Here is a 21,963-nt window from a genome sequence, read left to right as displayed (position 1 = left end):
CGCCGTCAAGGTCACCGTACGGGCGTCTGACGCCCGTAAGGTGACCTTGACGGCGTCCGAGACCGAACTCTGCGTCGGCGTCGTGGTGGTCTAGTCCCGCGAGAACGCCGTCCGCATCCACGACACCGCGAGGCAGATCATCGCGATCCACGCGATGATCAGGCCGAACCCGGGTCCGCCGCCCGCGGCTCCGCTGGCGTGCGACGACTGCTGGGACCAGATGGCCAGCAGCCCGTCCACCGAGGCGAACCAGCCGCCGGCGGCGCACACCCAGGTCAGCCACCACCGGCGCGTCACCAGCGCCAGCGCCGAGGCGAGGATGCCCACGCCGGTCGACGTCACCGCGAACAGCTGCGGGATGCCGCCGCCCTCGCCGGCCAGCACCTGCCAGCCCACGTGGTCGCCGACCCACGGCAGCAGGAGGCAGATCAGCAGCACGAACGCGAACACCGCGATGGTGAATCCGCGCCGGCCCAGCTCCACGGTGCGCGACGCGCGGTCGCCCACCTCGTCGATCTCGGCGGCCAGCTCGGCCAGCTCGCCGTTGCCCTTGGATTCCGTCACAGCGCACACCCGCTCACCGGCTCAGGCTGGGCGGCCGGGGCACCGAAGCCCGGCAAGCCCAGCGTGACACCGCTCGTCTTCGGCCGGAGTCCCGCCTCCGCGTTGTCGCCGGCCCGCGTCCGCCGGTGCGACAGCAGGTCGCCGTCGGCGACCAGGTGGTGCGGGGCGCCGTAGGTCACGACCGTCTCGACGACGTCGCCGGGACGGACCGCGCGGTCGACCTGGGCACCGGCCGGCGTGAAGTGCACCAGGCGGCCGTCGCGGGCGCGGCCGCTCATCCGGTGCGTCTCGGCGTCCTTGCGGCCCTCGCCCGCGGCGACGAGCAGCTCGACCCGGCGCCCGACGATCTTCTTGTTCTCTTCCCAGGAGATCGCGTTCTGCAGCTCGACCAGGCGCTCGTAGCGCTCCTGCACGACGGCCTTGGGCAGCTGGTCCGGCATCGTCGCGGCCGGCGTGCCGGGGCGGATCGAGTACTGGAAGGTGAAGGCGCTGGAGAAGCGGGCCTGCGCCACGACGTCCAGGGTCGCCTGGAAGTCCTCCTCGGTCTCACCGGGGAAGCCGACGATGATGTCGGTGGTGATGGCGGCGTCCGGCATCGCCGCGCGGACCTCGTCGAGGATCTTCAGGAAGCGCGCCGAGCGGTAGGACCGCTTCATCTCGCGCAGCACCCGGTCGGACCCGGACTGCAGCGGCATGTGCAGCTGGTGGCAGACGTTCGGCGTCTCGGCCATCGCCCCGATGACGTCGGAGGTGAAGGCGGCCGGGTGCGGCGAGGTGAAGCGCACGCGCTCGAGGCCGTCGATGGCGCCGGTCGCGCGCAGCAGCTTCCCGAAGGCCAGCCGGTCGCCGAATTCGACGCCGTAGGAGTTCACGTTCTGGCCGAGCAGCGTGACTTCGAGCACGCCCTCGGCGACGAGCGCCTCGACCTCGGCGAGGATCTCGCCGGGCCGCCGGTCGCGTTCCTTGCCGCGCAGGGCGGGGACGATGCAGAAGGTGCAGGTGTTGTTGCACCCGACCGAAACGGACACCCAGCTCGCGTAGGAGGATTCGCGGCGCGCGGGCAGCGTCGAGGGGAAGGTCTCGAGGGATTCGAGGATCTCGACCTCGGCCTCGGCGTTGTGCCGGGCCCGCTCCAGCAGCGTCGGCAGCGACCCGATGTTGTGGGTCCCGAAGACGACGTCGACCCAGGGAGCCCGCTTGACGATCTCCCCGCGGTCCTTCTGCGCGAGACACCCCCCGACGGCGATCTGCAGGTCGGGGTTGGCGACCTTGTCCGGCCGCAGGTGCCCGAGGGTGCCGTAGAGCTTGTTGTCCGCGTTCTCCCGGACGGCGCAGGTGTTGAACACGATCAGGTCGGGCTTGGCCCCGGCTTCGACGGGGGCGTACCCGGCGTCCTCGAGCTGCCCGGCGAGCCGCTCGGAATCGTGCACGTTCATCTGGCAGCCGAAGGTGCGGATCTGGTACGCCCTGGGTGCCTGTGTCTCGGTCATCGTGGTTCAGGGTAACCCCCCACCTGACCAGGCAAAGCCGCCGCCCACCCGGCCGAGCCCACCGGGCCGGAGCCGACCGGTGCGGCCTGACACCTTCGATCAAGCCTGGCGCAGGGGCAGCCGGGGATCCCGGACTGACGGTCCCCGACAGCGGACCTGTCGTTCCGCCGGGCGGCCTCACCACCCTTCTGTCAGGTTCGCGTGACGTAGGACTGAGCGAGGCGGTCTTGCAGTTTCGCGTGGCGGAACTGGTAGACCGGACCTGCTTCGCGGAGTATCCCCAACCGGTGCGCGTCGTCGAGAAATGCCAGCAACCGCGGCGGAACGCGCCCTTGGAGACGCAGCAAGGAAACGTTCACCAAGTGCTTTCCGCTCGATTGCCCGAGCCCGTACACGAAGCCGACGACAAGCCCGAACACGGACCCCAGCAAGAGCACTTCCACGAGCTTCAGACCGAACCCGGCCGTAGCCGCGAACACAAGCCCGAACGCAAGTCCCAGCACGGGCCCGAACGCGAAGCCGCACCCGAACGAATAGAGGTAAAGCAACAGCAGGTCGCGCTGGAACGTGACAGTCGGGGTCTGCGGACCTTCGTTGGTCAACGGACTCTTTGCCCACTCGACCAGGCCGACCACGAGGCTGAAGACGAGCCCGAACGCGAGTCCGCCGACGGATGCGCTCAGACTTCTGTCCGCGAGCCCGAAGACGACACCGACGATCAGCCCGATCACCAACCCGGCACGGATGCCGGACCAGGTCGTCAGCTTTCGCAGGAGCAGCCGGATCCGTCCGCGAAGGCGCAGATCGGCGTACACCGGTTCCTTCGCCGACGCCCCGCTCACCAGGACGAATACGAGCCCGAACAACGGCGCGAACACAACCGCGAAGTCGAACCCGAACACGAACAGGCTCCCGAACCAGGCCGCGGTCACGACTCCGAACCCGAGCCCGAGCCCGAGCCTGATGAGCGAACTGGTTCGCCGGGGTACGGCCAGGCTCAGTTGCCACCACGCGAGATCATGGCTGCCGATCACATTCAAGTGATGGGCCAAGAAGGCGAGCCAGTTCTTGACGTCGGCGGGATCCCAGGCCCGCCGGGGGCCGAACGGGTGCTCCTTGCCGGTTTCCTGTTGTGGCGGATTGGCGGTGATGAGTGCGTCGACGAGGTGGTCGAGCAGGTGCTCGGTGATGGCATCGGCGGTGTCGAAGCGGTTGGTGTCGCACAGTTCGGCGGGATCGGCGCGGGTCTCGATGTAGACCTTCCGTACCAGCCACAGCGCCAACGGGCTGGACAGTGCTTGGCTGATCGGATTGCTCTTTCCCGCCCGCAGTGCTGCCAGCAGCTCTGACCAACGGTTGAAACTGCTTCGTGGGAGGCTGCGTTCCAGGTAGGCAGCGGCATCGGCGGCCTTGAGCCGGTCCGGTTCGATGATGGCCGCACCGCTGAGGCCGCGGCGGCCTTGATGGGCGAGGGTTTCTTCGTATTCGGTTGTCCGGCAGGTGAGGATGAGGGGGTCGGTGCCCGTGGCGTTGAGCCGGTCGAGGATTGCGGAGCGTATCCGTTCGGGTAGCTCGTCCAGGCCGTCCAGGATGGGCAGGATCCGCCTCTGCTCGACCAGCGCACGGGTCGCGTTCGGGCCGAAGTCGACGGCGCGCAATGCCGGGTAACCCTCGGTGAGCCGCCGCGCCACCCACGCATGGAGGGATTCGACGCCGGGGTCCCAGCCGGACATCGACAGGAGCACGGGGACCGGCTCCACACCTTCAGGATGCGCGAGGAGTTCGCGAAGCAACAAAACAGCCAGCGTTGTCTTGCCCATGCCGGGATCACCAAGGATCACCAGCCGGCGTGCCGGGTGCCTGCGGAACTCCCTGACCATATCGTTGATGCGATCGGTACGACCTTCGAACCGGGGAACGCCTCGGCCGATCAAGTACCTGAGCGGTTTCGGGCGAGCGACGTATTCCGCGGGGCCGGAGGTGTCAAGCTCCGTGAGCCGCCAGCGCACCGCGACCGGGGCGGGATCGTCCAGCTGCCGGACGACGATTTCCGTCCGCCACTGGGCCAGCACCAGATCGGCCAGTTGCCGCTGAGCAGCGGCTACTTGCTCAGGAGAGGACACCACCAGTAGCGGGCGAGGTGATCGGCGGGCCCAATGGACGAGCGCCAGCGCGAGAGGCACCAGTCCGGCGATCAGTCCGCCGATCTTGGCCGCGGAGTCCAGTCCCGTGGGGGAACGCAACGCCAAGACAATCGCCGCCGCTCCGGCCGTGACCACGATCAGCGCAACGGCCCACCGCTTCCACCTTGTCATGCGGTCGATTCTTCCGCATTACGGAGGGAAATGCTGGGCCAGGCGGTCAAGAAGCAAAAAGACGGGCACCTCATCATCCGCTACCGCGGCACCGCAGGATTTGTGACTCGGGTGCATGTCCGGCCGCGCGGTGTTCGCTCAGACCGAAGTCCGCTCCACCGCCGTGAACCCGGACACCTGCGCCGGCACGTGGAGGTCGTCGCCGGCTGTACCGGACAGGAGCAGTGAGCTCGCCAGCGTTTTCGCGAACTCGCGGATCACTCGGCGGGGCGTCACGCCCGTGCGGCTCAAATAGGCGCGATACGTCCCGATCTGGCTCATCGTCGCCCGGTCGGCGTCCCCGATGCCGAACGCGATCATCCGCGGCCGGGCCGGCCAGTCGCGGTCCACGAGTCTCGCGTGGGCCGCGGGCCAGTCCGCGTGATCGGTCGGCTGTCCGTCGGACAGGAAGAACACCGCGGGTCGGTAGACCGAGCAGGACTCGGCGCGCAGCCGTTCGACGTCGCGTTCGATCGTTTCACGGAGAGTGGTGAACACCGCGCCGAAATTGGTCTCCGCTCCGCCTTGCAGGCCCGGCTTGCCGATTCTTTCCGCTCGCTGGGAGAGCGGGGCGACGATGCGGGCTTCCCGGGAAAACCCGATCATCCCCAACCGCGCCCGGCCGGCCAAGGCCGGATCCGTGCGCACGATCCGGTACACGTCGTCGAGGCTGTCGTTCAACAGGTCCAGGTGGTCGGCCATCGAATAGGACTCGTCGCAGACGACGTAGAAGGGCAGGATCCGGTCGGACATCGGGTTCTCCTCGTCAAGGGAAGGCGGGCGATTCACCGCGAACGCGGGACTCGCCCGCCGCTCCGCCGGACCGCCTCAGGGGGCCGCGCGGACGCTTCCGGGCAGTCTCACACCCCGGCGTGGACCGGTCGTGGACCGCGCGTGGATCACTTCGGGCACAAAAGGACGAAAAGTGGACGAAAAATGGACCACAACACGAACGTGGTCTCATCCTCCCGAGCGATCGGTTTCACTGAGAGTGTCGTGACACCGCGTCGGAGGAGACGGCATGGAAGTACGTCTGTTGGGCCCGTTCGAACTACGAACGAGCGGTCAACCGGTCGAGCTCGGTGACTTACAGCAGCGGTACATCCTCGCGGTCCTCGTGCTGCACGCGAACCGCGCGCTGTCGGCCGAACGGCTCACCGACATCGTCTGGAACGGCGTGGAGAAGCCGAAGACCAACCTGGTCCCCGGCTACATCGCCCGCCTGCGCAGGATCCTCGAGCAGGGCGAGCCGGCCGACCGGCCGGTGATCGACCGCGTCGCGACCGGCTACGTGCTGCGGATCGCACCCGAGCGGATCGACCTCGAACGGTTCCTCACCCTGCGCGACCGGGCGCAGGACTGCGCCGACCGCGCCAAGCGGCTCGCGTTGCTGCGCGAGGCCGCCGGACTGTGGCGCGGCCGGTACCTGGAAGACCTGGACCGCGATCGCGTCGGCTCGACCAGCCTGTTCTCGCCGGAAGAGGCGTACATCGACGTCCTGGGCGACCTCGCCGAGCTCGAACTCGCCGAAGGGAACCACCGGTGGGTCCGCGACCGGCTGCAGCCGGTGGTGAGCGCCGAGCCGACGCGGCACCGGCTGGCGGGACTGCTGATGCGCGCGCTGGTGGCCAACGGCGACCGCGTGCCGGCGATGAACGTCTACCACGACACCCGGACGGCGCTCAACGAGTACGGCATGGACGTTCCGGTCGAGCTGCGGCGGCTCGCGAAGTTCGCCCAGCTGACCGGGCGGCGCGTCCTGCTGCCCAGCCGGCCACCCCGCTTCGGGGGCCGCGGGGACGAGCTGGCGACCATCGAGTCGCGGCTCCTCGTCGCGGCCGCCGCCCACCGGTCGGCGACCCTGTGGATCAGCGGGATGCCGGGGATCGGCAAGACCGCGCTCGCCGTCCAGGCGGCCTACCTCCTGCGCGAACGCTTCCCCGACGGTCAGGTGCTGGTGCAGCTCGACGGCTTCACGCCGAAGGTGGCCCCGGTGCCGACCGAGGAGGCGCTGGCCGGCCTGCTGACGGCGCTCGGGGTGCCGCCCGAACAGCACCCGCCCACGGTCAGCCAGCGCATCGCCTGCTACCAGGCCGCGCTGGCGGGCACCCGCACGCTCATCGTGCTGGACAACGCGGCGGGCGAAGAGCAGGCGCAGCAGCTGCTGCCGGCCGAACCCGGGTGCGCCGCGCTGGTCACCAGCCGGCGGACCGGCGGTGTCGACATCGCGGACGAGATCCAGCTGGGTCCGCTGCGGCCCGAAGCGGCCATCGAGCTGTTCCACGGCCTCGTCGGCGCCGACCGGGTCCGGGGCGAGTCGGCACTCGTCGACAGCCTCGTGACGCGCTGCGGCTACGTCCCGCTGCCCATCAAGATGCTCGCCGCACAGCTCCGCCTGCACGGATCCTGGTCGCTGCGCGAACTGACGGCGCTGCTCGACGAGTCGGGACCGTGGCGGGACGCGCCCGGGCTGACCGGACGCGCCGCCGGTGCCTGCGCGGTCTCCTACGGGCAGCTGAACGAGCTCGAACAACGGTTGTTCCGGCTGTTCGGGCGGTTGCCGGGGCACGACCTGAGCGTGCCCGCCGCGGCCGCCCTGGTGGGGACGGCCCCCGCGCGGGCACGTGAACTGCTGGAAGGCCTGCTGGGCGCGAGCCTGCTGGAAGAACCCGCGCACGGGCGCTACCGGATCCTCGACCCGCTCAAGGAGTACGCGGGCGGGCTCCACCCGCCGGGCCCGGACACCGAGCTGCTCGACCCGCTCCTCGACTTCTACCTCGTCACGACGGCCAACGCGATCCGGGCCGCCTACCCGTTCGACCAGGACCGCCAGCCGGCCGTCCGGCGGGAGTGCCCGTCCGCGGTGCGGTTCGACGACAACCGGGCGGCGCTGACCTGGCTGTCCGGTGAGCGCTCGAACCTCCTCGCGGTGATGAGGTACGCGGCGCGGCACGACTTTCCCGAGCACACCTGGCAGCTGGCCGTCCTCTTGTGGCGCTACTACTACTCGGGCGGTCTCCTCGAAGAGTGGTCCGAGTCGCTCGAGCTCGCGCGGAAGTCGCTCGAAACCGACGCGGCGAACCGGCCGGGGCTCGCGTACGTCCTGCTGCGGCTGGCCGGGGCGCACCGGACCGCCGGCCGGGCCGCGCAATCGCTCGAACTGGCCACCGAGGCCTTGCACCTGTGGACCGAGCTGGGCGATGACCTCGGCCAGGCCGGCGCGCGGTGCGCCATCGCGTCCGTCCATTCGGATCGGGGCGACAACACGTCGGCGATCACCCACTACGAGTCGGCGTTGACGAAGTACGAGCACGTCGAAGACCTCCGGGGCCAGGCGCACGCGCTCAGCAACGTCGGCCAGCTCCACGAGCTGCAGGGCGATCTCGAGCTCGCCGAGGTGCGGCTCGTCGCGGCCACGGACCTGCTGCGCCGGCTCAGCCACACCCAGGGCCTCGCCCACACCTTGGACAACCTGGGGGTGGTGCGGCGCCGGCTGGGCCGCCACGCCGAAGCGCTGGCGAACCACGAAGAAGCCCGTGCGCTGGCCGAGGAGGTGGGCGACCGCAGCTGCGAGGCCTACGCGCTCAACAACATCGGGGTGGTGCACCGCCTCGAACAGCGGCTCGACGACGCCGTCCACCACCACGAACTCGCCCGCGCCGTCGCCGACACCGTCGCCGAGCCCGGCCTGCGCACCCAGCTGTACCTGGACCGGGCGGCGACGCAGCTGGAACGCGGCGACCACGGCCAGGCCCTGACGTCGTACCTCGCGGCGCTCGACCTCGCCCGGGGAACCGGTGACCGCGGCAAGCAGGCCCACGCGCACCGCGGCGCCGCGCAGGTGCTGCACCGGACCGGCGAACACGACTCCGCCGCCGGGCACTGGCGGGCCGCCCTCGAGGAGTTCGGCGGACTGGGGTGGTCGGAGGCGGCGGACGTGCGAGCCGAGCTGGCCCGGCACCGGTGCGGGTGCACCGCGGTGGGCTAGGCGGGCGAAACCCGGGCGACCCTCAACGCGGCACCCAGTTCGGGCAGCAGTTCGCGCACCGCGTCGTGGTTGTGCCACCGCGCCAGCGTCCGCGACAGCTGGCGGAGGTCGAGCCGCACGGTGGCGGAGTCGACGTGCACCGCGTCCGCGAGCACCTCACGGGTGAGCGAGCAGGCGTGCTCGATTTCGCCATTGCCCGCGTGCGCCAGTGCGCGGCGGGCGCCGAACCGCGCGCGGGCCCGCCGGGCGTCCGCGGCGATCCGGGGCAGCTCCCGGTCGAGGATTTCCGCGGCGTCGGCGGGCCGCCCGAGGTCGTAGAGCGACCAGCCTTCGGCCAAGGCGACTTCGTCGGCGACGCTGGCGGAACCCAGCACCGGCCGCGACACCCCGGGCGGCGCACCTTCGGTCAGAAACGCCCTCGCGCGCTCCAGTGCGCGCAAGTAGCCGTCGGGGGCGCCGGCCAGCGCGTGCCCCTGCGCTTCGCAGCGGGCCGCGAGCCCGAGGATCCGTGGCCCCACCGAAGGATCGGCCTGCGCGCGCACCGCCAGCTCGATGGTGGTGAGGGAATCCTGTTGGTACAGAGCCAGTTCGGCCTGCCGCACCAACGCGTAGCTGCCGAGGTGGTGATCTCCGCCGGAGGCGGCGAAGGTGACCGCCTTCGCCGTCCACCACGCGGCGGCTCGGTCGTCGCCCGCTTCCTGGCTCATCCAGCCCGCGTACTCCGCGGCCCGCGAAGCGTGGACGAGCAACTCGTCGCGCACCTCGGGCGCCACCGCACCTTCGGCGAGGGAACGCACGGTGTGCACATGAGCGACGACTTGCGGCAGCACGATGCCCGGCCGGCTCGTGGTACCGAGCCTGCGGTACTGCTCGAACGCCTGGTGCAGGCCGGCGATCGTCGTGGGGTCGGCCACGGACCGCGCCCCACCGGTCAGCGCGTACCCCACCGCGATCCCGAGCCCGGCGAGGATCTGCCGCCGCGGGAGCCGGTGGAAACCGGCTGTCCCTTCGGGATCCATCACCATCACCCACACCTCGTCGCCGTCGCCGTCGCCGTCGCCGGCTTCGGTTCCGGGCCGGGGTTCCGGCACCGCCGGCGCTTCCGGCCGCACGGGAACGATCATCGCGGCGAGCGTGCCGCCGGTCTCGAGGGCGCTGTCGCAGCGTTTCGCTATGTCGGCCGTCGGCGCACTCAGCCCGTTTTCGATCTTGCTCAGGTAGCTCTTGCTGTAATTGATCTTCCGGGCGAGTTTCTCGAGCGAAAGACCGCTGCCTTGCCGCAGCATCCGCAGATTTTCTCCGAACGACTCGACCACGCCCGCCTCCCCATTTCGCGAGGTTCACCCTGCGGGCAGTACAGCACCGTCGCCGAGCGAACGCAACGCACCGGACGGCAATCCGCTTCTTCGTCGGAAACCCACCGGAAGAACCGGATTGCCGTCCGGGCCATTCAGTCGATCCAAGAGTGCCCGTCGGGAGCCGCCGAAGGCGGCGACGGCACGACCGGAACCGAGACCGAACCATCGTCGGCGAGCGACGTGACGACGCCGAAACCCGGGATGGCGAGGGCCGCCAGCGTGGTGGCCACGGCGGCGGCCTTGGCCAGGGCGCGGAAGGACGACGAAACAGACATGATGACTCCTCGGAATTGATTCCCCGTCAGCGCGATTGCGCTTGTCCCAAGGATTCATCCGAGACGAGAGAACAGACAATGCGTTGCACGTCTCCCGCGTTTCCGGAAACGGTGAACGGGCTCAGCGCACACCCAGCGCGCGAACCATGAGCAAGGCGAACGCGCTGCCGGCGTGGGGCATCCGGCCCTCGACGACCAGCGACAACGCCTCTTCGAAGGGGAGCAGGTGTACCCGCAGGTCGGCTTCGCCGGGCTCCAAGCGCGCGGTGCCGCGAGTCAGCCCCGTCGCCAGGAAAGCGTGGTCGCGGTGGTTCGTGAAGGAATCCGCGCAGTTGACGGTGCCGAGGTGACGCCAGCCCTCAGCGGAGATCCCGGTCTCTTCACGCAGTTCCCTGGCCGCCGCGGCCCGGGGACCGGAGTCGGCGGGGTCGATCCGGCCGGCGGGCAGCCGCCACTGGGTTTCCTCGTGCGTGTAGATCCATTGCCGGGTCACGGCGACGCGACCGTCCTCGGCCAGCGCCACCACCGTCACGGAACCACCGGACAAGACGTGGTCGTACCGGCCGGGGGAACCGTCCGGGCGGGTCGCCGCGTCCTGCCGGACGTCGAACCACGGCGAGGAGAACACGCTGGTGGATTTCTGCCGCGACCAGGTGCGCGGTGGGGGCTTCGGCCCGTCGTCGATCACTTCCCGAGTCAAGCACACCGCCCCGCACGGCGATACACATCCGATCCACGCTCGATCCATCGAAGCCACGCATCATCGCCGCAAACGGGTGAGGGCGGCCTCCGCGTACCCGGTCGCCGCCGGCGGACGGAAGCACGGACATGATCGCTCCCGCCGTACGAAAAAGTCGGGACGCCGCCTCTCGACGGTCATCTCTCACCGGAAGTAACGAATCAAAAACGTCGTAACGAGGACGAGCTCGACGTCGATCCTTAGGACGTCGAATTCGCCGGGAGCGAGTTCGGGTTCCGCTTCGAACTCGATTGTCGACTGCCGTCGAATCCCGAAGGAGAAATGATCGATGCGTCGCATATTCATCAGCTACCGCACCGAGGACAGCGTGCACGTGGCGCGGGAAGTCGCGGCCGGATTCGCGAAGGAAACCGGATGGCACCGCGTTTTCCGCGATCGCGACTCGCTCCGGCCGGGCGAACTGTACCCGGGATCCATCCGGGACGCGGTTTCCGCGGCCGATCTCGTGCTCGCGATCATCGGGCCCCACTGGCTCGCCGCCCACGACGACCACGGACGCCCGCGGCTGGCCGATCCGCGGGACTGGGTCAGATCCGAACTGCGCACCGCCTTCGAACGCGGCATCCCGGTGGTTCCGGTGCTCCTCGACGACGTACGGCTGCCGTCCTTCACGGACTTGCCCGCCGACATCGCGTCGCTGTCCCGCTCGACGTACCGGCGGCTCCGCGACCACAGCTTCGCCACCGACCTCCGTGGACTGATCGCCGAACTCACCGGCGCGGACGAGGAGATCGCGGCCGGCGATCCCGGCCGGCCGGCGGCGAGCGGTCCGCGGAACCAGCACACGTCGGTGTCCGGCGGCGGCACCACCTACGTCAACCAGGGCCCGCAGACGATCCACCACCACGGAGCCGAAGGAGGCCGGCGATGACGTACCCACCCGATCGCGAAAGCGACCCGCGTGGCCGGCAGTTCACCCACACCGAAGGTGATGGCACGAACTACATCAACCAAGGCTCGCAGACGATCCACAACGGGGACGTCGACCAGAGCCGGAACATCTACCAGCAGGCCGCCCGTGCCCGCTCGCACGCCGGCCGGTGGGTGCTGGCGATCGTGCTCGTCGACGTCGTCTTCTTCGCCTACGGAGCCGCGGCCTACACCGGCAACGCGGACGACCACGGCGATCTCGTCCGCGCCGTGATCTTCTTCTTCCTGCTCGCCACCACCGGGAGCCTGATCCGCCGCTGGTTCCGCGCCGGCTGACCCCGCTCGGCCGAGGTCCACGGTGGACGCTTCGCGCGGTCCATTCCCGATCCACCGCCGTTCCACGGAGCCGGGACAAGCTCGGCACCACCGCCCCCCGATGTCCGGCGCACCCCACGCCACCTTCCGCCAGGAGCCGTCATGTCGAAGAACCCGGACCGAGAGTCCGAAAAGCTGCGCCGGAAGGCGCTCCGCTACGGTCCCGTGGCCCGGCTGGCCGACCGGCGGGCCGGGCGCCAGGACGGCAAGTCGGGCTTCCCCGCGCTGCCGGTGGAGAACGAGTTCGCCGCGACGCCGTACCACGGGGTGCGCCAGCACCACCTCAACGTGTTCGCCGCCCGCGAGCTGCTCCGGCAGGAAGAGGACATCCACCCGCTGGTGCGCCGGCGGGAAGAGCTCGAGGGCGAAATCGCCGGCGCCGAAGAAAAGGCGGCCGACGCCCGCGCCCGGCTCGCCGCGGTGCCGGCGGTGCCGCCGGAGGTGGAGCTGACCCGGCGGAACGCCGTCGAGTCCGGAGTGGACGAACAGCTGGTCCGGACGCGGCGGCAGCGGGAGCACGACCGGCGCCGGAACCCGCTCGTGCAGGAGGAACAGCGCGCGGCGGAGCAGGCCCGCGCACTCCACGTCGAGCTGGCCCGGCTGCTGGGAGCGATCGTCGCCCGCAAGCGGCTGACCACGGCCCGGATCCAGCTGCACCACGAACACGCCCAGCGGCGGTGCCGTACCTACGAGCGGCACCTCGTGCGCCGGCACCCCGACGGCGGCGCGCTCATCCCGCTGCTCGAACTGGGCCGGCCCCGGCTGCCGAGCTGGGTCCACGAACCCGAAACCCCGCTCGCGCCCGAGCCCGCGGCGCAGCACTGATTCCCCCAAGTCCCGAACACACCACCGCGAAGGATCCATCATGTTCCGCCGCCGCCGCGCCAGATCCGAACCGGCCCAGCCCACCTGGCAGGACGTCATGCCCGACCGGCCCGGGCCCGCCGACAAGCCCGGTCCCTTCCTGCAGCTGACCGAGATCGACCGCTGGCGCGCGGTGCCGTTCGACATGCCGCCCGCCCCCGATCGGGGCACCTGCCGCCAGCGCGTGCGCCAGCTGGTGGAACAGCTGGGCGACGCGGTCGACGAAGGCACCGGCGCGGCGCTCGACCTGGTCATCGAGTCCTGGGTGGCGGCCTGGATCGAGTCCGTGCGCACCGAGTACCTCGACCACCAGACCGTGCTGGCCCTGCACCTCGGCCAGGCGACGCAGTACCGCCGCGAGCTGCAGCTGCAGGCCGGTCACGCGGGCGAAGAGCTCGACCGCCTGAACGAGGCGTACGAGCGGTGCCGCGCCGAGCTCACCGGCCGCCCGCGGGACGCCGGCCCGGAGCGGCCGGTGCCCGTTCGCGACGACGACGAGGAGGACGAACGATGAAGCGGATCTTCGGCAGCCGAACGCGGCAGCCCGCCGGGTGGGCGGCCCCGGAGCTGCTCGCCGGCCGCGGCTCACTCGGTCTCGTCGCCGCCGGCTTCCTCATCCTCGTCGGCGCGCTGACCGACACCGCCGCGTTCAAGGCCGTGCTCGACCTGCTGCTCAACGAGGCCGAGGTCTTCTCCTGGCTGATGGCGCTGGGCGCGACCGCGCTGGCGCTGATGGCCGCCGCCACCGCGGGGGTCGCGCTCGCCGGGTTGCGCCACGGCCGCACCGGGGTCGTCCCGGCGATCGTGGTACTCACGATCGCCTGGCTGGCCCTGGGCCTCGTGCTCCTGGTGGTCCGCTGGCACAGCGCCGAGCTGACCGAGTCCGCGCTCGGGTTCGGCGCGGGAGCGGCACCGGACGACGCCAAGGTCGAGCGCGGCCACTACGCCGCCTGGTTCTTCTTCGCCCTCTACCTCGTGAGCGGGCTGTGCACCGCGTTCGAAGCCGAACGCCTCTACAACCCCGTGTACTTCGCCCACCGTCGCTTCGTCCGCCAATCGGCGCGGCAGAACGCCGAAGTCGCCCGGCTCGACGCGCTGAAGGCCCGCGCGGACTCCGTCGTCGACCAGTGCGTCGGGGAGTTCGACCGGGAGGACGAGCGGATGACGGCCGCGATCCGGGAGCGCCAGGCACTCGGCGCCGAGCTCGCGAACTACGCGCGGCACCTGATGGCCGTGCACCTGCAGGATCCGGCCAAGACCGGCGTGACGGAGACCGGGCCGGTGCCGCTGCCCTCGCCCGGCCCGGCCGCGGAGCCGGACGACGACGGTGACGAGGAACTGCGGCGGGCCGGATGAGCCGGTGGTACCAGCGGTTCCTCGGCCAGGAAGCCGCTCAGGCACCGAAACCCCGCTGCCCGCACTGCCGCCAAGAGCTCGACGTGTGCGTGGCCTGCTCGGGCGCTTACGACCCGGGCCGGCTCTGCCAAGAGTGCATGTCGGGACTCGTCTGCCCGGCCTGCCGGCGGCACTGGACCTGGAACTGAACGGAGCGAACGCATGCGATCCCGCCGAAGCCGCCGCACGTCGATCGGGCCACTGGGCCGGTATCCGGACGTCGCCCTGCGCGCGGCCGGCACGCCGGCGCCCCCCGCGCCCCTCCCGCCGACCCGGTGGCCGGCCGGGCCGCCGCCCCTGGCCCACGGGGTCGACTTCACCTTCGCCCGGTGCCGCGGCCGGCACCCGGTCCGCTGGCGGCCGGGGCTCCCCATCACCGTCAGACCGGCCGAGTCCGCGGGGTGGCCGTCCCCGGCCGGCCTCGAGGAGGTCGTCGCCGAGCTGAGCCTGCTGACCGGGCTCGAGCTGCGGACGGCCGCCGCGCACCCCCCGGCGGCGCGGGCGGCGGACGTGGCCCCGGGCAGCATCGTCGTCCGTCCCGCCGCCGTCGGCGAAGCCTGCTGCGAGCTCAGCGCGGCGCACGGCGACGCGTACCTCGACCGCGGTCTTTGCGTGCTGGATCCCGGCCCGGCCGCCGCGCACCTGCGCCACCAGCTGGGACACGCGCTGGGCCTCGGCCACGCCCTGCGGGCCGGCGCCGTCATGCACCCCGGCCCCGCCACCGGGTCGTTCGGGCCCGGGGACCGCCACGGCTTGGCGGCCCTCGGTCCCGGCGCCACCCGGCCCGACATCCGAAAGTTGTGAGGAACCGTGTTCAGATCTCGTCGTCTCCCCCGCGTCCTGCTCGCTGTGGTGGTGCTGCTGCCCGCCCTGGCCGCGTGCGGCCCCGAATCGGCCGCCGTGGCACCCGCGGCCGCGCAGACCGGGCCGTGCCCGGCGGCGGGACCGCTCGCCGTCGCGGCCGGCGGCCGCGCCGGCAGCCCCCAGCCGGTCCTTCCGGAGCAGGTCGGGCGGCTCGTCCAGGCCGCGGTCGCCACGGTCCATGGCCACACCGAGGGGCCGAAGGTCTCGGTGGTCAGCGTCGACGGGCGCCCCGAGGTCACGGCCTCCGCGATGTTCTTTTCCGACGGCAACAACAGCGCCGCCCTGGAAAACGACCGGGCCGGCTTCGTCCGGAAGTTCGCCACCGCGGTGACATCGGTGCGAGCGAAGGTCGCCGAGGCGGACGTGCTCGGCGCGCTCGCCGTCGCCGCCCACGCGACCGGCGACGGCGCGGGCACGGTCGTGCTCGTCGACTCCGGCCTGCAGACCGTGCCACCGCTGGACTTCCGCCAGCCGGGTCTGCTCGACGCCGACCCCGGCGAGGTCGCGGGCGCGCTCGGCGACGCCGTCCCGGACCTGCGGCACAAGACCGTCCTGCTCGCCGGGATCGGCGACACGGCGGCACCGCAGGCGCCGCTCGACACGGCCCGCCACAACCAGCTGACCGAGCTGTACAAGGCGATCGCCAAGGCCGGGCAAGCGGACTGCGTCGCCGTGCTGCCCGAGCCCCACGGCGGAGCGGCCCCGGCCGGGGTGCCGGCGGTCGGCGCGGTCCCGGTCCCTCCGCCCGGCAACCTCGACCCGGACCAGTTCACGAAGCTCGTCCTGCCCGACGACGGCAAGGTCGGGTTCCGGCCGGACAGCGCGGAGTTCCGCGACGCCGCGGCGGCGGGCGAGGTGATCGCGCCGGTCGCCCGCTGGCTTGCCGCCCGGGGCCGTCGCGGCGTGCGGCTGACCGGGACGACCGCCCGCACCGGCGACCGGGCGGGCCAGATCGCGCTGGCCGACGCCCGGGCGAACGCGGTGGCCGGGCTCCTCGTCGAGCGGGGAGCCGAGCGTGCGCAGATCGCCACCGCCGGCGTCGGCAGTTATTTCGACGGTTACGTGCCCGACCACCACCCCGACGGCTCGCTGATCCCGGCCGCCGCGGCGCGCAACCGGACGGTGATCGTCGAGGTGACGCGCCGATGAGGTGCCGCCCCGGAACGGAACAGGAGCAGCCATGACCGACGAATCCGAGTACGAGTACGACTACTGCCTGTCGTTCGCGGCCGAAGAACGCGACTACGTCGAGGAGGTGGCCAAGCACCTCGTCGCCGCGGGTCTCCGCGTCTTCCTCGACTCCGACGAAACCGCGGACCTGCTGGGCGCGGATCTCTACACGCGGCTCGACGAGATCTACAACCACCGGTCGCGGTACTGCGTCCTGTTCGCTTCCGCGGCCTTCGCGCGCCGGATGTGGACCCGGCACGAACGGCGCTCGGCGCAGGACCGGGAGTTCCGGAGCGGGGACGGCTACCTCCTGCCGGTGCGGTTCGACGACACCGCGATCCCGGGGCTGCGCACGACCACGGGGCACGTCGACGCCGCCGTGACGTCGCCGGCGACCCTGGCCGCCCTGCTGGTGGCCAAACTCGGCGGCGGATCCGGCCCCGCGCCGGTCGCGTCGTCGATCGTCGTGCTGGCGGGCGGATCGCCGGACGTCCTCGGCGAAGTGCTGGACCACGCGCTGGCCGAATGCCGGGTCACGCTGTCCCCGGACCAGCTGTCCCCCGGCGCCTTCCGGACCGTCGCGGTGGTCCCGGAGTCCGCGCTGCCGGCCGCCGAGGTCGTGACGACGCTGGCCGGCGCGATCGAGCGGGCGGCGCGCGGCCGTCGGGCCGGCACCGTCCGGATCGCCGTGCACCGCGGCCAGATCCCGCTGTCCGGCCACCTGGCCACGCTCGACGTCACCACCGCGATCGAGGCCGCGCTGTCCGCCGCCGTCACCGATGTCCTGGACCGGGTACCCAGCGCGGACTGCGCGATCGTCGTCACCCAACGGGTCTACGACACGGTGATCCGGCGGGGCCGGGGTGGCAGCAACCCGTCGCTGTACACGCTCGTCACCACCGCGACCGGGACGGCTCTGTACGTGCGGCTGCCCGGCTACCCGCGGCTGCCCGGCCCGGATTCCTCGCCGCCCACGCCCGCGCCCGGACCCAGGTCTGTCCACCGCGGCAGCCGCTTCGAGTTCAACGGCCCGACGACCGCCCACCACATCGGCGACAACCACGGGGGTGCGGTCCATGACGACTGAGCCGCCCGAAGACAAGGAACCGGAACCGGCCGAAGACGCCGAAGCCAAGCCCTCGCCCGAGGATTCTCAGCAGGAAAAGACCGCCGACAAAGACAAGAAGACCGACGAGAAGTCCGAAAAGGACGAAGAAAAGGAGGAAGAGGACGACATCCGGGCCGCGCAGGACAAGGCGGCCGACCCGGAGAGCGCGCAGTCGTGGGGCCGGTTCAGCGACCAGGTCGACGCGGCCGTGCGGTCCTTGCTCGGCTGGGGCGCCGGCGGGCTGGCCGGTTCCTTCGGGACCGCGAACTTCTTCCTGGGCGACACCTCCGTCGGCCAGGTCGGCGACCGGCACGGAGCCGCCGGGTACCACGACGTCGACCTGCGGCTCCGCAGCGGGGAAGTACCCGGATCGGTGCTCGAACGCATCGAACAGTCCTATGTGGAGCCGGACGGGTACGCCGAGCTGCGGTACCGCCTCGAGCACCGGCAGCTGCTCATCATCCACGCCAAGAAGGGCACCGGCCGGACGACGACCGCGTTGCGCCTTCTGAACGAGACGTGCCGGGCCGGTGTCAGCAAACTGGATCCCGATCGTCCGCTCAAGGAGTTGACCACCCAGCATCTCGAGCCTGCGCACGGCTACCTCCTCGAGTCGTTGGATCCTCGCCAGGCCGCGGAGTTCCGGACTTTCCACGCGGAGCAGCTCGAGCGGATGATGCGCGAGCAAGGCTGCATGCTGGTCGTCATCGTCGACGAGTCCGTCCGCTTGATCGAAAGCGAAATCGGCGACTTCGTCGTGACGGACTTCGGCCGGATCCAGCCGAAGCCGCTACTGGAAAGGTATCTCGCCTGGGAACTCGCCGACTCCGCGACGGCGGACCGGGAGCTGCTGGCCCGGCCCGAAGTCCGCGAGATCGTGGAGCAGCTCGGTGAAGAGCTCCCGCCGCGGGAGCTGGCCAGGCTGGGCCGGTTGCTGATCGACGTCGCCAACGACCGCCTCGACCTCGCCTACGTCCGTGACCGTTATTCGCACGCCAGCTCGGTCGACTTCTCCCGGTGGTTCGACGCTTTGGCGGATACCGACCAGCGCGCGTTCGTGATCGCGCTGGCGATCTTCAACGACGAATCCGTCCAGACGGTGTCGGCGGCGGCGAGGTTGCTCGCGAACCGGTTCCAGCGGCTCGAAGTACCGCGCCGCGAGGATCGCGCCCGGCGCGTCTTCGCCACGCAGCTCTCCCAGCGGGTCGAGGCGGCCAGGGCGGAGCTCGTCGACAGCACGCAGGACACGAACCACGGCCAGGTGCAGGTCCGGAAGCTGCGGTTCCGGGACGAGCGGTTCCCCGCCCGGGTCCTGGACTGGCTGCGGCTGCAGTACACCGACGCCCTCGACGTCGTCCTGGACTGGTTGTTCGACCTCGGCGGGGACGACGAGCACGAGGTCCGCGCCCGGGTCGGCGTCGCGGTCGGGGCGTTGAGCCAATACGACTTCACCTACGTCTTCAACCGGATGATCTTCCGCTGGGCCGGTTCCGGCATCGCGGACGAGCGGCGCGCGGCGGTCGCGGCGCTCCGCGTGCCGGGGCAGCTCCCGGAGCTCGAGCACGTGGTCACCAAGGTGCTCAAGCACTGGGCCGAGCGCGGAACGCCCGCACTGCGCGCGACCGCCGCGGAAGCCCTGGGCAGCATGCCGACGATCAGCACGCGGCAAGCGCTGATCGTGATGCGCAAGGCCGCCACCCGGGCCACCGCCTACTCCGTCGGCGTGGGACTGAACGACCTTTTCCTGCGCGCCGATCCCGGGCAGGTCCTCGAAGCGCTCGTCCGCTGGTCAGACGACGGCCGCGCGCCCGACCGGCGCGACACCGCCCTGCTGACCGTGCTGATCATGTCGCGCTACGTACGGGTCCGGGTGGAGACCAGCTCGGAGCGCTGGCCGGTCCTGCTGTGGCTGGCCGACCAGGACGAAGACCGGCGGACACAGATCCTCGTGCTGTTCTCGCGGATGCTGCAGACCGCCGACTTCCTGCGCGACACGAACCAGGTGTTCAAGGACTGGGTCCGGATCTCCGGCAAGGACGACACGATCGCCGAGCCGCTGGCCCGCCTGCTCCACGACATCGGCCGGCACTCGGGTGACCTCGCCGGCATCCGCTACGACCTCGAGCAGTGGGCCGGTGCCCGGCAAGGCCCCACCGCCGCCGCACGGACCGTGCTCCGGCTCTTCGACGAGAAAGAGGAGAACTCATGACGACCCAGTCAGCGTCCCCGAACGACGCCGCGCCCGAGAAACCCGAGCCGGCTCCCACCGCGGCACCGGAGACTCCGCCCGAACCGCCGCCCGAACCGCCGGCCGGGCCGATCGTCCGGACGGTCGAGGTCAGCCGCACCTCCCTCCGCAAGGACAACCCGGCGACCTCCGGTCATTCGGCGGTCGTCTACGTGACGAAGAGCGGCGAGTACCGGCTCGGCACCGGCCGGCTCACCATGGGCGAGCTGTGGCTGGCAACGCCGCGAGAGATGTACTTGGTCGACGTCCAACCGCACTACGAGACCTATTCGATCGAGCTGCCTTCGAAGGAAGAGGCGTTCTACTTCACCGCGAGCGTTCGCGTGACGTGGCAGGTCCACGACCCGATCGCCGCGGTGAAGGCGCAGAAGGTCGAGCCACGTGCCGTCATCCGCGACATCCTCGAACGGCGGCTGCGGGACGTCACCCGCGATTTCGAGGTCGAGCAGAGCGCGAGAGCCGAGCGGAAGATCGACCACGGGTTCGGCCACCAGGTGATCCGGATCTCCGACGTCGTCGACGTCACCAGCTGCTCTGCGGTGCTCACTCTCGAAGAGAGCACGCGCGAGCACATGGCGAAACGGACTCAGCTGATCCGCGACCGGGAGACAGCGGTGGGTGCGCACGAGCTGAACTTGCTGCACGCCGGGCACCAGCGGGACCTGGAAATCATGAAGGAAAAGCACGAACTCGAGCTCAAGCAGGAGCGCCTGAGGTTCTACGCCGAGGTGCTTCGCGAAGGCGACATCAACATGCTCGCGCTGCGACTGTCGGGCAACAAGGAGGACGTCCAGGACGTGCTGGAACTGTGGAAGGACCAGAAGCAGCTCGACTACGACCGTTCGCTGACGGTGCTCAACACGCTGCTGGAAGCCCGGCTGGTGACCCGGCGGGACGTCGCCGGCCTGCTGGCCGACGCCAACGACACGCTCGTCGGCAAGCCCCACGTCCCGGACCCGCCCAAACCCGTGACGGCGAAGTCCAGCCGAACCGACCAGGACGACGAAGAAGACGAGGACGAAGACGATGGCGCCATGGCTTGAGGTGCTCAGCCCGGTAGCCGACGTGCCGGTGCTCGGTGGCCTGGTCGGACTGCTCGACGACGCGGCCACCCAGTTCGGGTTCCCGTTCTGGCTCCGGACCTTCGCGGAGCTGGTCGTCGCCGTGGTGCTGACGTTCATCCTGTTGCGCGTGCTCACGGCCAAGCTGTTCCCGTGGCTGGGCGGCGCACTGGTCCACCCGTTGACGCTGCTCACCCGGGGGCTGCTGGTCCTGTTGCTGCTCCCCGACCTCGGCGCCGGCCGGCTCGCGCGCCGGTTCGGCCGCACGCCGCCGGAAGTCGTGTACGGCTACGGCTCCGGTGTCATGGCCGTCATCGAGGGGATCGACGACCTGCTCAAGCGAGCGCTGCCCAAGCTCTCGCTGACCCGGACGATCCGGCCGTGGCTGCTGGCCGTCCTGCTGGCCGCCGGATTCCTGCTCTGGAACAACCAGGACTGCGCGTCGGGTACCGCACCGCGGTGCGCGAGCCCGGTGCAGGTGTGGCTGGCCTCGTTCGACCAGTGACCCGGCCGGCCCCGGCCTACCCGGTGTGACGGTCCGGGAGCCGTCACACCGGGCGTGGGTCACCAGCCGACCGCGACCACCAGCCACTGCGGGTCCCCGTGGGAGACGAACGAGGACTGGCCCGCCACGTCGTCGTACGGGAAGCCGTACGCCAGGTGGTTGATCCCGTGGTCGTGCCAGTACTTCGCGTAGTAGTTGGCCGGAGCCGCCTTGTAGTAGTTCGCCGGGTCCTGCTGCTGCGACTGCGGCAGCTGTGCCGTGTGGCGGTTCAGCGCCGCGCACATGTTCGGGTTGCCCGCCAGCGAACCGGCGCAGCCGGTGATGTTCGACGTCGGCTCGTTGACGCCCACCGACTGCGCGTACGCGGTGAAGTAGTTCGCGTACCGGCCGCCCGCGCGGAAGTCCGGGGCGCTGCCCGGGGCCGGGATCCGGTACGGCGCGTTCACCGTCGCCAGGCCCTTGAACTCCGTCGGCACCTCGGCCTGGAACTTGGCGAACGTGGCCGACCGGTCCTCCTGGAAGGTCCCGTAGTCGTCGCCCACCTGGACGTCGTAGCCGTCGTGCGCGTGCAGCCGCATGGCCAGCTTCAGCGCGAACGCGTCCACCCGGGTGGTGTTGCCGTTGAACACGTCCGGGCCGACGGTGAACTCGATGAAGTCGGCGTACTGGCCGTTCGGGGTGCCGAGGTAGAAGTACATCCGGCCAGCGGAATTG

Annotated in this window: 21 protein-coding genes; 13 read left to right on the top strand and 8 right to left on the bottom strand. The window is 70.9% G+C overall.

Annotation, left to right across the window (positions count from 1 at the left end; genetic code table 11):
* Positions 1 to 90 precede the first annotated feature (90 nt).
* The 4 genes from AB0N03_RS28300 to AB0N03_RS28285 all read right to left on the bottom strand — a co-directional run bounded on the left by AB0N03_RS28300 (position 91) and on the right by AB0N03_RS28285 (position 5,161).
* Entirely contained in the window at positions 91 to 564 is a 474-nt protein-coding gene (locus tag AB0N03_RS28300) for a hypothetical protein (protein ID WP_364377658.1), read from the bottom strand.
* A complete protein-coding gene (gene miaB, locus AB0N03_RS28295; RefSeq protein ID WP_364377656.1) occupies positions 561 to 2,054 on the bottom strand; it encodes a tRNA (N6-isopentenyl adenosine(37)-C2)-methylthiotransferase MiaB in 1,494 nt (497 codons plus the stop codon). Before miaB ends, AB0N03_RS28300 begins: the two co-directional genes overlap by 4 nt.
* A gap of 191 nt (positions 2,055 to 2,245) precedes the next feature.
* Positions 2,246 to 4,369 (bottom strand): AAA family ATPase, encoded by a 2,124-nt coding sequence (locus AB0N03_RS28290; RefSeq protein ID WP_364377654.1) that lies wholly within the window; start codon positions 4,367 to 4,369, stop codon positions 2,246 to 2,248.
* 138 nt (positions 4,370 to 4,507) lie between these two features.
* Positions 4,508 to 5,161: a VWA domain-containing protein gene (locus AB0N03_RS28285; protein ID WP_364377652.1), complete on the bottom strand. Its 654-nt coding sequence runs from the start codon at positions 5,159 to 5,161 to the stop codon at positions 4,508 to 4,510.
* Between the two features lie 268 nt (positions 5,162 to 5,429).
* Between AB0N03_RS28285 and AB0N03_RS28280 the strand changes: the two genes are divergently transcribed.
* The gene (locus tag AB0N03_RS28280) at positions 5,430 to 8,396 is read left to right on the top strand and encodes a tetratricopeptide repeat protein (RefSeq protein WP_364377650.1); all 2,967 of its coding nucleotides are present in this window, start codon (positions 5,430 to 5,432) and stop codon (positions 8,394 to 8,396) included.
* On the opposite strand, the gene AB0N03_RS28275 is transcribed toward AB0N03_RS28280, so the two are convergent.
* From AB0N03_RS28275 to AB0N03_RS28265, 3 genes are all read right to left on the bottom strand, one after another.
* Positions 8,393 to 9,712, bottom strand: coding sequence for a helix-turn-helix transcriptional regulator (locus tag AB0N03_RS28275; RefSeq protein WP_364377648.1), 1,320 nt, complete (start codon positions 9,710 to 9,712; stop codon positions 8,393 to 8,395). The genes AB0N03_RS28280 and AB0N03_RS28275 overlap by 4 nt on opposite strands.
* Before the next feature lie 134 nt (positions 9,713 to 9,846).
* On the bottom strand, positions 9,847 to 10,029 hold the full coding sequence (locus AB0N03_RS28270) for a hypothetical protein (RefSeq protein ID WP_364377646.1): 183 nt from the start codon (positions 10,027 to 10,029) through the stop codon (positions 9,847 to 9,849).
* A gap of 121 nt (positions 10,030 to 10,150) precedes the next feature.
* Positions 10,151 to 10,717, bottom strand: a complete 567-nt coding sequence (locus AB0N03_RS28265) for an NUDIX hydrolase (protein ID WP_364377644.1) — start codon at positions 10,715 to 10,717, stop codon at positions 10,151 to 10,153.
* Between the two features lie 340 nt (positions 10,718 to 11,057).
* On the opposite strand from AB0N03_RS28265, the gene AB0N03_RS28260 reads away from it, so the two are divergent.
* From AB0N03_RS28260 to AB0N03_RS28205, 12 genes are all read left to right on the top strand, one after another.
* Positions 11,058 to 11,660, top strand: a complete 603-nt coding sequence (locus AB0N03_RS28260; protein ID WP_364377642.1) for a toll/interleukin-1 receptor domain-containing protein — start codon at positions 11,058 to 11,060, stop codon at positions 11,658 to 11,660.
* Positions 11,657 to 11,995: a hypothetical protein gene (locus AB0N03_RS28255; protein WP_364377641.1), complete on the top strand. Its 339-nt coding sequence runs from the start codon at positions 11,657 to 11,659 to the stop codon at positions 11,993 to 11,995. Before AB0N03_RS28260 ends, AB0N03_RS28255 begins: the two co-directional genes overlap by 4 nt.
* A gap of 141 nt (positions 11,996 to 12,136) precedes the next feature.
* The gene (locus AB0N03_RS28250; protein WP_364377639.1) at positions 12,137 to 12,859 is read left to right on the top strand and encodes a hypothetical protein; all 723 of its coding nucleotides are present in this window, start codon (positions 12,137 to 12,139) and stop codon (positions 12,857 to 12,859) included.
* A gap of 40 nt (positions 12,860 to 12,899) precedes the next feature.
* Positions 12,900 to 13,412 carry a hypothetical protein gene (locus AB0N03_RS28245; RefSeq protein WP_364377637.1) on the top strand — a complete coding sequence of 171 codons (513 nt, stop codon included), beginning with the start codon at positions 12,900 to 12,902 and terminating at the stop codon, positions 13,410 to 13,412.
* Entirely contained in the window at positions 13,409 to 14,254 is an 846-nt protein-coding gene (locus tag AB0N03_RS28240) for a hypothetical protein (protein ID WP_364377635.1), read from the top strand. The genes AB0N03_RS28245 and AB0N03_RS28240 overlap by 4 nt, the downstream gene beginning before the upstream one ends.
* Positions 14,251 to 14,442, top strand: coding sequence for a hypothetical protein (locus AB0N03_RS28235; RefSeq protein WP_364377633.1), 192 nt, complete (start codon positions 14,251 to 14,253; stop codon positions 14,440 to 14,442). The genes AB0N03_RS28240 and AB0N03_RS28235 overlap by 4 nt, the downstream gene beginning before the upstream one ends.
* Positions 14,443 to 14,455: 13 nt before the next feature.
* Positions 14,456 to 15,097 (top strand): hypothetical protein, encoded by a 642-nt coding sequence (locus tag AB0N03_RS28230; protein ID WP_364377631.1) that lies wholly within the window; start codon positions 14,456 to 14,458, stop codon positions 15,095 to 15,097.
* 6 nt (positions 15,098 to 15,103) lie between these two features.
* Positions 15,104 to 16,306, top strand: coding sequence for an OmpA family protein (locus tag AB0N03_RS28225; RefSeq protein ID WP_364377629.1), 1,203 nt, complete (start codon positions 15,104 to 15,106; stop codon positions 16,304 to 16,306).
* A 31-nt stretch (positions 16,307 to 16,337) separates the two neighbouring features.
* A complete protein-coding gene (locus AB0N03_RS28220) occupies positions 16,338 to 17,414 on the top strand; it encodes a TIR domain-containing protein (RefSeq protein WP_364377627.1) in 1,077 nt (358 codons plus the stop codon).
* Positions 17,404 to 19,644 (top strand): hypothetical protein, encoded by a 2,241-nt coding sequence (locus tag AB0N03_RS28215; RefSeq protein ID WP_364377625.1) that lies wholly within the window; start codon positions 17,404 to 17,406, stop codon positions 19,642 to 19,644. The genes AB0N03_RS28220 and AB0N03_RS28215 overlap by 11 nt, the downstream gene beginning before the upstream one ends.
* Positions 19,641 to 20,726, top strand: coding sequence for a hypothetical protein (locus AB0N03_RS28210; protein ID WP_364377624.1), 1,086 nt, complete (start codon positions 19,641 to 19,643; stop codon positions 20,724 to 20,726). Before AB0N03_RS28215 ends, AB0N03_RS28210 begins: the two co-directional genes overlap by 4 nt.
* On the top strand, positions 20,710 to 21,249 hold the full coding sequence (locus tag AB0N03_RS28205; RefSeq protein WP_364377622.1) for a hypothetical protein: 540 nt from the start codon (positions 20,710 to 20,712) through the stop codon (positions 21,247 to 21,249). Before AB0N03_RS28210 ends, AB0N03_RS28205 begins: the two co-directional genes overlap by 17 nt.
* Before the next feature lie 59 nt (positions 21,250 to 21,308).
* Here AB0N03_RS28205 and AB0N03_RS28200 read toward each other — a convergent pair whose 3' ends face one another.
* Complete coding sequence (locus AB0N03_RS28200) at positions 21,309 to 21,947, bottom strand: glycoside hydrolase family 64 protein (RefSeq protein ID WP_364377681.1); 639 nt, start codon at positions 21,945 to 21,947, stop codon at positions 21,309 to 21,311.
* Positions 21,948 to 21,963: the final 16 nt, after the last annotated feature.

It is taken from the genome of Amycolatopsis sp. NPDC051061, assembly GCF_040682935.1.
Taxonomy (GTDB): domain Bacteria; phylum Actinomycetota; class Actinomycetes; order Mycobacteriales; family Pseudonocardiaceae; genus Amycolatopsis.
The sequence above is the reverse complement of the archived record's forward strand: the minus strand, read 5'-3'. Positions and strand labels throughout refer to the sequence as shown.

Excerpts from the sequence above, each read along its gene's own strand:
- AB0N03_RS28230 (WP_364377631.1), top strand. The coding sequence starts at position 14,456 with ATGCGATCCCGCCGAAGCCGCCGCACGTCGATCGGGCCACTGGGCCGG.
- AB0N03_RS28200 (WP_364377681.1), bottom strand. The coding sequence starts at position 21,947 with ATGTACTTCTACCTCGGCACCCCGAACGGCCAGTACGCCGACTTCATC.
- AB0N03_RS28285 (WP_364377652.1), bottom strand. The coding sequence starts at position 5,161 with ATGTCCGACCGGATCCTGCCCTTCTACGTCGTCTGCGACGAGTCCTAT.
- AB0N03_RS28210 (WP_364377624.1), top strand. The coding sequence starts at position 19,641 with ATGACGACCCAGTCAGCGTCCCCGAACGACGCCGCGCCCGAGAAACCC.
- miaB (WP_364377656.1), bottom strand. The coding sequence starts at position 2,054 with ATGACCGAGACACAGGCACCCAGGGCGTACCAGATCCGCACCTTCGGC.
- AB0N03_RS28270 (WP_364377646.1), bottom strand. The coding sequence starts at position 10,029 with ATGTCTGTTTCGTCGTCCTTCCGCGCCCTGGCCAAGGCCGCCGCCGTG.
- AB0N03_RS28255 (WP_364377641.1), top strand. The coding sequence starts at position 11,657 with ATGACGTACCCACCCGATCGCGAAAGCGACCCGCGTGGCCGGCAGTTC.
- AB0N03_RS28220 (WP_364377627.1), top strand. The coding sequence starts at position 16,338 with ATGACCGACGAATCCGAGTACGAGTACGACTACTGCCTGTCGTTCGCG.
- AB0N03_RS28235 (WP_364377633.1), top strand. The coding sequence starts at position 14,251 with ATGAGCCGGTGGTACCAGCGGTTCCTCGGCCAGGAAGCCGCTCAGGCA.
- AB0N03_RS28250 (WP_364377639.1), top strand. The coding sequence starts at position 12,137 with ATGTCGAAGAACCCGGACCGAGAGTCCGAAAAGCTGCGCCGGAAGGCG.
- AB0N03_RS28260 (WP_364377642.1), top strand. The coding sequence starts at position 11,058 with ATGCGTCGCATATTCATCAGCTACCGCACCGAGGACAGCGTGCACGTG.
- AB0N03_RS28245 (WP_364377637.1), top strand. The coding sequence starts at position 12,900 with ATGTTCCGCCGCCGCCGCGCCAGATCCGAACCGGCCCAGCCCACCTGG.
- AB0N03_RS28240 (WP_364377635.1), top strand. The coding sequence starts at position 13,409 with ATGAAGCGGATCTTCGGCAGCCGAACGCGGCAGCCCGCCGGGTGGGCG.
- AB0N03_RS28205 (WP_364377622.1), top strand. The coding sequence starts at position 20,710 with ATGGCGCCATGGCTTGAGGTGCTCAGCCCGGTAGCCGACGTGCCGGTG.
- AB0N03_RS28215 (WP_364377625.1), top strand. The coding sequence starts at position 17,404 with ATGACGACTGAGCCGCCCGAAGACAAGGAACCGGAACCGGCCGAAGAC.
- AB0N03_RS28290 (WP_364377654.1), bottom strand. The coding sequence starts at position 4,369 with ATGACAAGGTGGAAGCGGTGGGCCGTTGCGCTGATCGTGGTCACGGCC.
- AB0N03_RS28280 (WP_364377650.1), top strand. The coding sequence starts at position 5,430 with ATGGAAGTACGTCTGTTGGGCCCGTTCGAACTACGAACGAGCGGTCAA.